The organism is Bifidobacterium italicum (genome assembly GCF_002286915.1).
Taxonomy (GTDB): domain Bacteria; phylum Actinomycetota; class Actinomycetes; order Actinomycetales; family Bifidobacteriaceae; genus Bifidobacterium; species Bifidobacterium italicum.
The window spans coordinates 1-12,166 of the sequence record NZ_MVOG01000024.1 but is presented as its reverse complement, the minus strand read 5'-3'; the positions used below and the strand labels follow the sequence as shown (position 1 = coordinate 12,166).

Genomic DNA, 12,166 nt, shown 5'->3' with positions numbered 1-12,166 from the left:
GCAGATGCGTGCGGCCTTCGACAAGCGCCGCGGCATCATCGTGTCCGCGCTCAACGACATCGAGGGCGTGTACTGCCCGACGCCGAAGGGCGCGTTCTACGCATTCGCCGACGTTCGCGGACTGCTGAACAGGCCGGTCGGGCCGAACGGGCTCGAGTTCGAGACCTCGTCGGACCTGGCTGCGGCGCTGCTCGACGAAGCCCATGTGGCGGCGGTGCCCGGCGAGGCCTTCGGCGCGCCGGGATACATGCGGTTCTCGTACGCGGTGGCGGACGATCAGATCGTGGAAGGCATGCGTCGGTTCAAGGAATGGGCCGAGGCGAAGCGCGCCTGAGAGTGCGATAGCGGCGCTCGCGGCGGATCCGGTGGTGCCGGTCCGCCGCGGCGGCGGTCCGCGATAAGCGGCATGGCGGCGGTTGCGCAGATGCGTGGCCGCCGCTTTTTGCTGCTATATGGGACCGGGTGTGGTGGGTGAAAGCGCGTGGGTTTGTGGGTTGGTTCGTCGGTGGGGTCGATGGGACGGGACGGAAATGGGGTAGTTTGCGGGCGGGGTCGTCGACGGTGTCGATGGGGCGGGACGGAACTGCCGGGGCAGGCGGAGATGAGGCTGGGCGGCAGGTGGGAAGCCTGGCGAGGACTGGCGAAGCCGGGTGAGACCGAACGGGGGCATCGGGGGGAAACGTGGGCGGAATGTGAAGGAAACACACGGGATTGGACATCGTCGGACGGATACGTTACTATTTCAACTTGGCGGTTTTGCGAAGGCCGGAAACGGCGGACGCAGAATCAACCTAGGGAAGTGGCGCAATTGGTAGCGCAACGGTCTCCAAAACCGTAGGTTGTGGGTTCGAGTCCCGCCTTCCCTGCAAAGACAACGAGTAAGTTCATCGAATGCCTTTCAGGAGGGAACATGGCCAAGAAGACCGATCATGGCGAACTAGTCGTGAAACCGAACGTGTTCATGCGCATCGGCCTGTTCATCAAGCAGATCATCGATGAGCTGCGCAAGGTCGTTACGCCGACGAGGAAGCAGCTGTTCTACTGGTCGCTCGCGTCGTTCATCTTCGTCGTGCTACTGATGATCCTCGTCACGCTGATGGACACCGGACTTGGCAAGCTCGCCTTCCTGATCTTCGGCTGATTCGGCCAAGGCGAAAACAGGCGCAAACGTTGAGATTATAGCTGGGGGGAACCCCAGCTATAATCGTTTTCTGGTACATTCAATCGTTGAAATCAACCCCCAGCACAAAGGACATGCATGAGTGACGAAGTGAATCTCGATGACCTCAATCAGGCTGATCAGGATCAGTCACAGACGGAGGAGATTGACGCCGTCGCCGCCGCGTCGCCGAGCGAGGATGTTGCGGAAGGCATCGCGTACGACTCCGTGGAGGCCGCGGAACAGACGTCGGCCGCCGACGCCGACGCGGCTGCGACCGTGAGCATCGAAGAAAGCATCGACGAGCAGGCGGACGCCAACTCGGACGCGAAATCGAGCGGCACCGCGAACGCCGACGTGAACGACGATGGTCCGGCGGCGGAGGCGGAAGAGGAGGCTGAGGAAGAGGACGCCGGCGCGAAGGCAGTCAAGGAGTTCTCGAAGAGCCTGCGCACGCTCGACGGCAAATGGTATGTGCTGCACACGTATTCGGGATACGAGAAGCGCGTCAAGAGCAACATCGAATCGCGTGTCGCCAGCTTCGGTCTCGAAGACACGATCTTCCAGGTGGAAGTGCCGATGGAGGAAGTCGAAAAGCACACCGAAAAGGGCAAGAAGGTCGTTACGCGTGTGCGTGTGCCGGGATACGTCCTCATCCGCATGTGGCCGGACGAGGACGCGCGCCGCATCGTGCGCGAGACCGAAGGCGTGACCGGATTCGTCGGCCCGACGCGTGAGCCGGCGCCGCTGAGCCGCAAGGAGGTCGTGCAGATGATGGCGCCGATGATCGCGTCGCAGGCGCTCAAGGAGGCAGGCGACAAGCCGGCCGCCGCGAAGAAGCGCGTCATGGAGGTCTCGTACGCCGTCGGCGATCAGGTCACCGTCACCGACGGCCCGTTCGCGACGATGTCCGCCGTCGTCTCCGAAGTCGAGCCGTCGACGCAGAAGCTCACGGTGCTCGTGTCGATCTTCGGACGCGACACGCCGGTCGAGCTCGGCTTCGACCAGGTGGAGAAGCTCGTCTGAGCAGCATAATCGGCGAACAACGCGCAGCCCGTCTTTGGACGGCTGCGCGTTGTTCGTTATGGGCGGCCGGAGCGCCGGACGTATGCGCGGCACGACATCGGGAAATGTCGGGAATAGGTGGCATCATGGAAAAGTTGTGACTGGAGGGTGCATGTTAGTGCGCCCGCTGGCACAGCACAGCAAGACAACGTTGCGGAAGGCGTGGAAACACGCCGTTTTACCGCTTCACAGAAAGAAGAACCAACTTATGGCTCCTAAGAAGAAAGTCTCGGCGCTGATCAAGCTCCAGATCGAGGCTGGCAAGGCCAATCCGGCACCGCCGCTGGGCCCGGCTCTGGGTTCCCATGGCGTGAACATCATGGACTTCTGCAAGGCGTACAACGCGCAGACGCAGGACAAGATGGGCCAGATCATCCCTGTCGAGATCACCGTTTACGAGGATCGTTCCTTCGACTTCATCCTCAAGACCCCGCCGGCGGCCGCGCTGCTCAAGAAGGCTGCGGGCGTGCAGAAGGGCGCCGACAATCCGCTGACGACGAAGGTCGGCTCGGTCACCAAGGATCAGGTCCGCGAAATCGCGGAGACGAAGATGGCCGATCTTTCCGCTCGTGACATCGAAGCCGCAATGAAGATCATCGAGGGCACCGCGCGCTCGATGGGCATCACGGTGACGGACTGAGAGGAGAGGGACAGATGGCTAAGCACTCCAAGAAGTATCGCGAAGCGGCCGAGCGCATCGATCGCAACAACCTGTACACGCCGGAAGAGGCCATTGCTCTGCTCAAGAGCATGCCGTCGTACAACTTCGACCAGACCGTCGAAGCCGTGCTGCGCCTCAACGTTGACCCGCGCAAGGCCGATCAGCTCGTCCGCGGCTCCGTCAACCTGCCGAACGGCACCGGTAAGACCGCCAAGGTCCTCGTGTTCGCCCGCGGCCCGAAGGCCACCGAGGCGCTCGAGGCCGGCGCGGACATCGTCGGTGACGACGATCTCGTCGAGCAGGTCGCCAACGGCTTCCTCGACTTTGACTCCGTCGTCGCGACGCCGGACATGATGGGCAAGGTCGGCCGCCTCGGCCGCGTGCTCGGTCCGCGTGGCCTCATGCCGAACCCGAAGACCGGCACCGTGACCATGGACGTCACGAAGGCCGTCAAGGACATCAAGGGTGGCAAGGTCGACTTCCGCGTCGACAAGAACGGCAACCTGAGCTTCCTCTTCGGCAAGCTTTCGTTCACCGCTGAAGCGCTCGACGAGAATTTCCGTGCGATCGCCGACGAAGTCAAGCGTCTCAAGCCGTCCACCGTCAAGGGCCGCTACATCACCAAGGCGACGATCACCGCGACAATGGATCCGGGCGTTCCGGTCGATCCGGCTTCGATCTGATTCGGCGTTCGCTGATTCGGTTTTCGGATCGGTCGGCTGGTTACGGCTGACTGACATGGCATCCCCGCTGGGCATTGCGCCCGGCGGGGATGTTTCGTAAACGGGCGCCGGACGTGGCGCGCATGCGTGCGCGAATCGTGATGATGGGAGACGGAACGGCGGCGTGGAACGCTCGGCGGGTAGAATCGGAGTCATGTTGGGCGATGAACACGCGGATATCTTGGAACTGTTGGCGGGACGCACGGATGACGGCACAATCCGGGCGCTCACGTTCGAATGCCTGATCAGCGGACTGCGTGACGAACGCGTCACGTCGTTGCTCAACGTCATCGGATGGCGCGGCCAGTTTGAATGCTTTGCCGTGGGGGGCGAGCCGGCCGAAAGCATGGCGGCGACGGTGGCGAAAATCGGACAGGTCATCACGGATCTCGGCGGCGCGTCGCCGCTCATCGGCGTCTATGGCGCCTTCGTCATCGTATGCGCGCGGGTGCAGGCGGCCGTGTCGCCGGGCATCGCTTGCACGAATATGCTGCCGGCGTTCAGCGACGACTCCGCCGTGTACGTCAGCCCGATGCGGGAGGGGGTCGAAGGCGCAAGCCATGCCATCCGCGAGGCGCTGTTCTCGCTGCAGGCCGCACCGTCGATCGTCGATCCGGCGCGGCCGTTGCGCGCCGACGACCTGCTGCCGGAACGCGCGCTCATCGGCGACGACATGGCGCGCGAGGAGCTGTACCGCAACGTCTACCAGGTGCTGCACGGCAGCAACGAGGACGATCCGACCTTCGTGACCGTGTCCACGTTCCTGCGGCACGGCGGATCGCTGGAGGCGACGGCGAAGGAACTCAACATCCATCCGAACACGGTCCGCTACCGGCTCAAACGCGCGGCGGAGACGACGGGTTGGGATGCCACCGATCCGCGTGACGCCTTCGTGCTCAATACGGCGATCGCCATCGGCAGAATACGTGATCGCTAGATAAGGCCGGCCGGGGATGGCAGGCTATGGAATGCGGCCGCAGCCATGGTCGGATCGGTATCTGCGTTGAGGGAGAGCAACTTCGGCGTATCGGCCGATAACCGGTCCTTCACAGTGGCGGAATCATGCGGATCCTGAGAGGGCTACGCGCCCGATTCCCTGAAGTTGGCCCCCCTCAACGCAGATACGGTTTTGAAGCATTCCCCACGGCGGTATGCATGTGCGGTCATGCGCGGATGTGAGCGGTTCTGAGCGGACCGGTCGCACGGAGACCCAGAAATGGCCCGGATCCAGTTGTTCCGGCGATGCGTCGGCCGCACGGTCAGTGCGCTGACGAGGGGAGCGCGGGCACGTCGAGGCGTCGACGCGTGTCGCGGTGGAACATCAGGCACAGGAAGCCGAAGACGAAGGCGATCGGCAGCATGTGGCGCTCGAAGTTGTTCGCCGGGGCCGTGATCATGACGCCCATCAACAGCAGCAACGGCATGTGCCATGACAGCGCGCGCCAACGTTTGAGCGCGAGCTCGGCGGCCCCGATGAGCAGTGTGAGGGTGACATAGAAATTACCGTGGGTGAACCAGCCGAGCACGGGGATGCCACTCCAGCCGCGGGCGAAATCAGCGACCTTCGTGCGCCAGTCATGGTCGTAATACTTGATCCACGTATTCGTCTGCTGGACGTAGTCGTTGTCGATGTAGTAGCTCATCGGGACGTAGGGCGGATCGAAGATGTCGAAGTAGCCGTAGCTCTTGGCGAACAGGCCGTCGAATGCGGTGCGCGGGTCGGCGCGAACGATCTCAAGCCACGCCTTGTTGAAGTTGTCCATGTCCTCGGATGTGACGGAACGCCAACGATAGCTGACCTTCTTCGACTGGATGCCCGATGATTTGACCGGGTCGGCGTCCTGCGGACGATAGGCCTGCGCGGTCTGGTCGAGATTGAAGATCGGGGCGAGCTTGTCGCGCGCGTCCTGCGGGATCGCGTTTGGATTTTCATGGGCGACGCGCGCGATCATCTGGATCTGGATGCCTCGGGACTCGATCGGGTCACCGCTGATGATCGTACCGGAGGCGATCAACGCGGCGATTGAGCCGTGGATCAGGATCGTCGGCAGCAGCAATGCGCCCAGATAGAGCTTCCAGCGGCGCCGGTCGGCAAGCAGCGAAAAGACGACCTGCGCCAGGAGGATGTACCACGCGTATTTCGCGCTGATCAGCATGACGCTCACCGAAACGACGAGCGCGACGATCGTGATGCGACGTGTGGGGAGGAGGGCGAAAGAGGGATTGGCGGCGCCGACCTGTTGACCGGCAGCGGCGATCGATGCGCCAGCGGCGGAAGCCGGTTTGTCCGTGGCGGCGGGAACCGTGGCGGGGTGGCTGCCGGAGGCCTTGATGCGCGGGACATAGGTCATATAGAGCTCGTACATCAGGCCGAACCACCAGGTGAACGCGAACGCGAACAGCGGGGATTTCGTCAGCGAGATCGTCGCGAACAGCACGAGCGGGCAGCAGATGAAGACGAGCATGATGAGCGCGCGGGCGCATGCGCCGGCGGGAGTACCCGAATAGGGGGTGATGCGCGTGGAGACCGTGGTCGCGGCCGAGGCGATCAGCGAGGAACCGTCGGCTTTGTCCCGGCCGCGCGAGCGGCGGGTGAGCCATGGCAGGTTGAAGAAGCGGTTCGCGGCGGACGCGCAGCAGAAACCGGCGAACAGCCATTGCAGGACGGCGAGGACGACGAGCCCGGCGTCGTTCGAACCGGTCAGATAGCGGGAGATCGCGAGCGCGCCGCCATAGAAGACCGTGAGCACGATGTTGTGTTGGTCGGTCAGATAGGTGGGCTGCTCCGGCCACATGTAATGGGCGGTCGGATAGATGTCCATCGGGACGAAGGAGAAGAAGCCGATGTACGGCTGGTCGACGCCCGTCCACTGGTTCCACGCCCAGGCGAATTCACGGGCCTGCGAATAGACGTCGGCGCCGAAGGCCGCGAGCAGCGTCGTCGGAACCCACAGCCAGCAGATGGCGAGGACGAGCCAGATGCGTTTCCAATCGGAGGTCGCGGCGATGATCGCGCGCGAGGCGGCTGCGCCGATGCGGGAGCAGCGTGGGCGCAGGCGACTGCGGGCGGTGTCGGGGGAACCACTGCGGGAATCATCGGCGGATGCGTTGCGGCGCGTGTGGATGGCGGGGGATGTGGATGAGGAGGCTGTGGAATGAACTGCGGCTGTGGAGGAATCGTTGTGATCATCCACATGGGTATCCACAGGGTTGTGGATGGAGTCGGTGGAGGATGCGGAGGTTGTGGAAACGGATGTGGATAAGTCGGCGGCGGGGTCGGTGTCAAGGGGGCGCGTGCGGACGCGGGTCAGGTTGCGGGGTCTGCACATGCCTTCACGGCGGCGGGCGGTGAAGACGAGCAGCAGCACGAAGCCGAAAGTGCAGCTGAACATGACGAGGAACAGCAGGGCGTTCGTCCAGTCGAAGCCGGCGAGGCCGATATCGGAACGCATCAGCGGGCCGATTGACGTGCACCAGGAGATCCAGACGCAGGCGAGGGCGGCGATCAGCCAACGGAAGCATGCGCCGCAGCGGTCGGCGAAGGTCGGCGGCGTCGCGCGGAAGGCGGGGGTGGTGGTCGCGGAGGATTCGGCGTTGACGGACGACGCGGTCGTCAAGGTATGGGAATCGGTGGAATGCTCACGTGCCATAGACGCGATTGTACAAGCGGCGGCAGAATGGGCGGCCGCGCGCGACTTCGTCGTGGACGGGGCGTGTGGGTATGCGACGGGCGCAAGTGCGGGACGACGACGGGTGGGCGAAGCGCGTGGAGCCGCGGTGCGGCGAGTATGTGGAGCGGGGCGGGTGAAGGCAGGATCGGCGGTAAGCGGAACGTGCGGCTCGTCAGCGGTGTGCTCAATCGGAGTGCGAAGTGGCGGTGTGCGTGGTGTCTGAGACGATGACGTGGGGAGTGTACTCGATCGGGGTGCGAAGGTTGGACTTGCGGTGAATGGGGGATGCGGATCGTTATCGACGGAGCGTGCGGATGTGCATGATGGTGCGATTCCATCGTGAGAGGGCGTGCGCTGGCGATGCGGAGGCGCGAGGAACGAGCAGGCGCGTGCGGCGCATCGACGTGCGGGTGCATGATGGAGGAAGCATCGGCATCAACGCGGAGGGATATCGAATGGCGGACCGAATCAGCGGCAACTGCGGAAACGGCGGCAATGGCGAGACGGCTGCGGCCGTGCGGCGCACGGAGCGGGACGATCCGTTCCGCTCCGACAACGTCATCAACGGTGATCTGCCGCTGACGCGCGCGGCGGCGAAGGTCGTGTCGCTCAGATCGGTAGGGTCGACGAACACGGTCGCCGAGCAATACATCACGAGCGGAAAGTGGAATCGCGACGGCATGACCGTCATCAGAGCCCGGGAGCAGACGGCGGGGCGCGGCAGGCTCGACCATTCGTGGTTCAGCGCGCCGGGGAAATCGTTCATCATGTCGTTCGTCTCGGCGGTGGGGAAGACCGTGGCGTGCGATCCGCGTATCAACGGCTGGCTGCAGATGGTCGCGGGGCTGTCCGTGCTCGACGCGCTGCGTGAAACGCTGAGTGAAACGGACATGATGCTCGTGCGCGATCCGGCGAACATCGACGACGCGCGCGACGACGTCATGCTCAAATGGCCGAACGACATCGTCTACCACGGGCATAAGCTCGGCGGCATCCTCGCGCAGATCGTGACGGTGCCCGCGCCGGACGTCGTCGCCGTGGTCTACGGAATCGGACTCAACATCGACGTGCCGTTCGATGAACTGCCGACCGACGAGGCGACGTCGTGGCAGCTCATCACACAACCCGAGCACGCGGGGGAGCGGCCGGGAACGGAGGCGGCGATGGACCTCATCGCGTCACGCACCGTGAAGCACATCGAGGAACGGCTGTGGAACCTCGGGCTCAACCCGGACGCGAACGTGCAGCATCTGCGGCGCAGGCTCGTCCAGGAAAGCTGGACGCTCGGGCACCCCATCGAAGTGCATTATATGGATGGCACGACCGAGCACGGCATCGCGCACGGCATCAACGCCGACGCGTCGCTTGCGATGACGACCTACGACGGCGAGGAGCGGATCGTGCGCACGGCCGACGTGGGCGTGCTGCCGAACATGCCGCGCTGAGCGGCGGGGCCGGGTTCGGCGGACGTTTGGCGGGGAAGCGGAGACGCCGTTGCGATCGTCCCGGGTGCGGGGTGCGGCCGCAGCGTTCGCTCGGAGGGACGGTTGTGATCGTTCCGGGTGAGGATCGTGACGCTGGCGTTCGCTGACGGTTCGGCTTGCGATCGTCCCGGGTGCGGGGTGCGGCTGCAGCGTTCGCTCGGAGGGACGGTTGTGATCGTTTTGGGTGCACGCTGCACCCAAAACAATCACAACCGGCGTCCTACCGCAGTTTGGCGAGCGCGATCGGCGTCGCGAGCGAGGCGGCGAACGCGGCTTTCACCAGGTCGCCGGGGATGAACGCGGCGGATACCATCGCAAGCGGCTTCAGCGGCACATGCGTCGTCGCGGCCTGCACGAGCACGCCGATGCCGTCCTGCAGCAGGACGCATCCGAGCACGCATGCGAACAGATATGCGGCGAATACCAGAGCCGCGGCGAACCAAGCGTTTGCGCCGGTGCCGCCGGTCGAACCCGCTGTACGCGAGCCGGAAGCGTCAGCGAGGCGCATGGCGAATCGGGCGCCACGCGCGCCGAGCAGCGACGTGACGACGCCGGCCGGCAGGAACGCGTACAGGAATCCGCAGGTCGGGCCGACGAGCGCGGCCGTCGACATGCCGCCCGAGAAGACCGGCAGTCCGCACAGCCCCATCGTCAGATAGAGCGCGACCGCGCCCGCGACGCGCCGCCAGTCGAGCGTTACGGCGGCGATCATCAGCACGAGCGTCTGCAGCGTGATCGGCACCGGCGTGCCCGGAATCGCGATGCGGCCGATCGCCGCGGCCGCCCACAGCGCGCCGGTCGTGACCGCCACCGGCAGCATGCCGCCGACGACACGCCGAATGGTGAGTTCCGATGTCCGTATAGTGAGACTGTCGTTGTGGTTCGGGAGTTGGTTCATCGTCATGTCGTAGTCCTTTGTGTGCTGTTGTATGACGTGCCGGCGATGGGTGCCGCTTGCCGCCGGGGGACGCGGCAGGTGGCCGTGGCCTCTCAGGCGCAGGCGCCGCGTCGGGGTTCGCCGGCAACGATACGAGATGGGCGGCGGCCGGGGTTTGTTCACGTCCACAAAAGTCGATGGCGATTCTTGTGGGAACGCAAGTGTCGACGTCCCGCGAAAAAGAGGATGCTGAAACGCATGCTTGACCAAGACCCAACCGCGCGTGCGTCCGGTGCGCATAGGTCGCCGGGCGGAGCAGGCGCGCCGCCTGAGGCGGATGCCGCACCGACCGCGATGCCGTCCGCGACCTCGCCCGCCGCCGCCCCCTCGGCGCCGTCCGCATCCTCCGCATCCGCATCGCCGACCATGCCGGCGTCGCCGAACATGTCCGCGTCGCCGTCCGCGATGCCCACACCATCCGTACCGTCCGCACCATCCGGTTCGCCGATGAAGCTGCTCGTCGCGAACCGCGGCGAGATCGCGCTGCGCGTCGTGCGCACGGCGCGGGAGATGGGCGTGCCGACCGTCGTCGTCTACGCCGAACAGGACCGGCACTGCCAGTACGTGCGCATGGCCGACGAGGCGTTCCTGCTGTCCGGCGACACCTATGCGGACACCTATCTCAACGAGGACCTGCTCATCGCGATCCTGCGCCGTTCGGGCGCGAACGCCGTCCATCCGGGCTACGGCTTCCTGTCCGAAGTGAGTTCCTTCGCGCGCAAGGTGCTCGCCGAAGGCGCCGTCTGGATCGGCCCGTCGCCGGATGCGCTCGACGCGCTCGGCGACAAGATCAGCGCGCGCCAGGTGGCCGAGAAGGCGCAGGTGCCGCCGGTGCCGGGCATCTCGCACTCCATCGTCGGCATGCGTCCGCTGCTCGACTTCGCGCACACGCACGGCTATCCGCTGATGCTCAAGCGCACCGACGGCGGCGGCGGCCGCGGCATCACGCTCGTGCGCAGCGACGACGAGCTGCGCGGCTTCTACCTCAACCACAACGCCGCGCAGGGAGGCGACCTCGCCGACTACTTCGTCGAACGATTCATCGACAACGGCCGGCACGTCGAAACCCAGTGCGGCCGCGACATGCACGGCGGTTTCACCGTCTATTCGACGCGCGACTGCTCGGTGCAGCGGCGCAACCAGAAACTCATCGAGGAGGCGCCCGCGCCGTTCCTGCCCGACGACGTCCTCGCACAGCTCGAGGACTACTCGCGCCGTCTGTTCGAGACGGTCGGCTATGTGGGGCTCGGCACCTGCGAGTTCATGGTGACGCCGTCCGGCAAGGCGTACTTCCTCGAAGTCAATCCGCGGCTGCAGGTCGAACACACGGTCAGCGAGGAGGTCAGCGGCGTCGACCTCGTGCGCGAGCAGCTGACGATCGCCGCCGGCGGCGCGCTCACGCCGGCGCCCCTGCCGCGCGGCCACAGCTTCGAGCTGCGCATCACGAGCGAGGACCCGAAGTCGAACCTGACGCCGTCCGCCGGCACGCTCGAGACGGTGCGTTGGCCGAGCGGCCCGGGCGTGCGCGTCGACTCGGGCGTCCTCGAGGGCGATACGATCTCCCCGAAATTCGATTCGATGATGGGCAAGCTCATCGTCACCGCACAGGACCGCGCGACGGCCGTCGCACGCGTGCGCCGCGCGCTCGACGAGATCGAGATCGCCGGCGTGCCGACGCCGGTCGAGCTGTACCGCACCGTCTTCGCCGACGACGAATTCACGGCCGAGCACGGCGCCGACTTCGCAGTGAGCACGAAATGGCTCGAACGCAAATACCTCAACCGCGAGCCGGCGTCGACGCGCGCCGGGCAGCCGGCGTCGCTGAGCGCGGGCGCGCAGGACGTCGACGAGCGCACGCCGAGCGAGGAGATCGTCATCGAGATGAACCATCGGCGCGTCGTGCTCACGGTGCCGAGCGACGTCGTCGCGACGCTCACCGGCGGCGCGCGCTCGCGGGCGGCCGAACGCCCGACGCAGCCGCTGCGCGGCCAGGGCATGCATCACGTCGAACGCGGCCGGCAGCGGCAGGACGAGCGTTCCGGCGTCATCGCGTCGCCGATGCAGGCGATCGTCACCCGCATCACCGTGGCGCCGGGGCAGCATGTGAGCAAAGGCGACCTGCTCGTCGTGCTCGAGTCGATGAAGATGGAGAACTACGTCTATGCGCCGGTCGACGGCGTCGTCAACGAGATCTTCGCGACCGCCGCATCCGCCGTCGACGGCGGCGAGACGCTGCTGACGCTCGACGTCGAAGGCGCGCATCGCGGCGCGAAGAACACGAAGGACGCACAGGACAAGGGGGAACGGGCATGAGCGACATCACCGAATCGCCGGCGCTGCAGGCGCTCGTCGAGAACGGCACGCTCGACGACGCCGTCGCGGCGGCCGCGCGCACGCTGGCCGGCGCGGCGACCGGCACCGACGGCGAACGGCAGCCGATCCGGCCGGCCGTGCTCAAGGCGGCGCA

11 protein-coding genes and 1 tRNA gene are annotated in these 12,166 nt (G+C 65.6%); 9 read left to right on the top strand and 3 right to left on the bottom strand.

All coding sequences use genetic code 11. From position 1 onward, the window contains the following. The 7 genes from B1400_RS06145 to B1400_RS06115 form a co-directional block, all read left to right on the top strand. The coding region (locus tag B1400_RS06145; RefSeq protein WP_133064632.1) for an aminotransferase class I/II-fold pyridoxal phosphate-dependent enzyme at positions 1–334 on the top strand (334 nt) is incomplete at its 5' end. Between the two features lie 459 nt (positions 335–793). Then, a tRNA-Trp gene (locus tag B1400_RS06140) sits at positions 794–866 on the top strand. A 44-nt stretch (positions 867–910) separates the two neighbouring features. Continuing rightward, positions 911–1,141 carry a preprotein translocase subunit SecE gene (secE, locus tag B1400_RS06135; protein ID WP_095613544.1) on the top strand — a complete coding sequence of 77 codons (231 nt, stop codon included), beginning with the start codon at positions 911–913 and terminating at the stop codon, positions 1,139–1,141. A 117-nt stretch (positions 1,142–1,258) separates the two neighbouring features. Then, positions 1,259–2,185: a transcription termination/antitermination protein NusG gene (gene nusG, locus B1400_RS06130; RefSeq protein ID WP_095613543.1), complete on the top strand. Its 927-nt coding sequence runs from the start codon at positions 1,259–1,261 to the stop codon at positions 2,183–2,185. Positions 2,186–2,432: 247 nt separating this feature from the next. Continuing rightward, positions 2,433–2,864 (top strand): 50S ribosomal protein L11, encoded by a 432-nt coding sequence (rplK, locus tag B1400_RS06125; protein WP_024541045.1) that lies wholly within the window; start codon positions 2,433–2,435, stop codon positions 2,862–2,864. A 14-nt stretch (positions 2,865–2,878) separates the two neighbouring features. After that, positions 2,879–3,568: a 50S ribosomal protein L1 gene (rplA, locus tag B1400_RS06120; protein ID WP_095613542.1), complete on the top strand. Its 690-nt coding sequence runs from the start codon at positions 2,879–2,881 to the stop codon at positions 3,566–3,568. Between the two features lie 193 nt (positions 3,569–3,761). Continuing rightward, positions 3,762–4,544 carry a helix-turn-helix domain-containing protein gene (locus B1400_RS06115; RefSeq protein WP_095613541.1) on the top strand — a complete coding sequence of 261 codons (783 nt, stop codon included), beginning with the start codon at positions 3,762–3,764 and terminating at the stop codon, positions 4,542–4,544. 322 nt (positions 4,545–4,866) lie between these two features. Here B1400_RS06115 and B1400_RS06110 read toward each other — a convergent pair whose 3' ends face one another. After that, a complete protein-coding gene (locus B1400_RS06110; RefSeq protein WP_133064631.1) occupies positions 4,867–7,257 on the bottom strand; it encodes a DUF6020 family protein in 2,391 nt (796 codons plus the stop codon). Positions 7,258–7,733: 476 nt separating this feature from the next. On the opposite strand from B1400_RS06110, the gene B1400_RS06105 reads away from it, so the two are divergent. Further along, the gene (locus tag B1400_RS06105; RefSeq protein ID WP_095613546.1) at positions 7,734–8,723 is read left to right on the top strand and encodes a biotin--[acetyl-CoA-carboxylase] ligase; all 990 of its coding nucleotides are present in this window, start codon (positions 7,734–7,736) and stop codon (positions 8,721–8,723) included. A gap of 259 nt (positions 8,724–8,982) precedes the next feature. On the opposite strand, the gene B1400_RS06100 is transcribed toward B1400_RS06105, so the two are convergent. Together B1400_RS06100 and B1400_RS09710 are read right to left on the bottom strand one after the other, a co-directional pair. Further along, positions 8,983–9,666: a biotin transporter BioY gene (locus B1400_RS06100; RefSeq protein ID WP_157909652.1), complete on the bottom strand. Its 684-nt coding sequence runs from the start codon at positions 9,664–9,666 to the stop codon at positions 8,983–8,985. 152 nt (positions 9,667–9,818) lie between these two features. Beyond that, entirely contained in the window at positions 9,819–10,112 is a 294-nt protein-coding gene (locus tag B1400_RS09710) for a hypothetical protein (RefSeq protein WP_157909651.1), read from the bottom strand. Between the two features lie 34 nt (positions 10,113–10,146). On the opposite strand from B1400_RS09710, the gene B1400_RS06095 reads away from it, so the two are divergent. Continuing rightward, complete coding sequence (locus tag B1400_RS06095; RefSeq protein ID WP_095613545.1) at positions 10,147–12,012, top strand: ATP-binding protein; 1,866 nt, start codon at positions 10,147–10,149, stop codon at positions 12,010–12,012. The last annotated feature ends 154 nt before the right edge of the window (positions 12,013–12,166 follow it).

Bases quoted from the DNA above. Each gene is read 5' to 3' on its own strand.
- secE (WP_095613544.1), top strand. From the start codon at position 911: ATGGCCAAGAAGACCGATCATGGCGAACTAGTCGTGAAACCGAACGTG.
- nusG (WP_095613543.1), top strand. From the start codon at position 1,259: ATGAGTGACGAAGTGAATCTCGATGACCTCAATCAGGCTGATCAGGAT.
- rplK (WP_024541045.1), top strand. From the start codon at position 2,433: ATGGCTCCTAAGAAGAAAGTCTCGGCGCTGATCAAGCTCCAGATCGAG.
- rplA (WP_095613542.1), top strand. From the start codon at position 2,879: ATGGCTAAGCACTCCAAGAAGTATCGCGAAGCGGCCGAGCGCATCGAT.
- B1400_RS06115 (WP_095613541.1), top strand. From the start codon at position 3,762: ATGTTGGGCGATGAACACGCGGATATCTTGGAACTGTTGGCGGGACGC.
- B1400_RS06110 (WP_133064631.1), bottom strand. From the start codon at position 7,257: ATGGCACGTGAGCATTCCACCGATTCCCATACCTTGACGACCGCGTCG.
- B1400_RS06105 (WP_095613546.1), top strand. From the start codon at position 7,734: ATGGCGGACCGAATCAGCGGCAACTGCGGAAACGGCGGCAATGGCGAG.
- B1400_RS06100 (WP_157909652.1), bottom strand. From the start codon at position 9,666: ATGACGATGAACCAACTCCCGAACCACAACGACAGTCTCACTATACGG.
- B1400_RS06095 (WP_095613545.1), top strand. From the start codon at position 10,147: ATGAAGCTGCTCGTCGCGAACCGCGGCGAGATCGCGCTGCGCGTCGTG.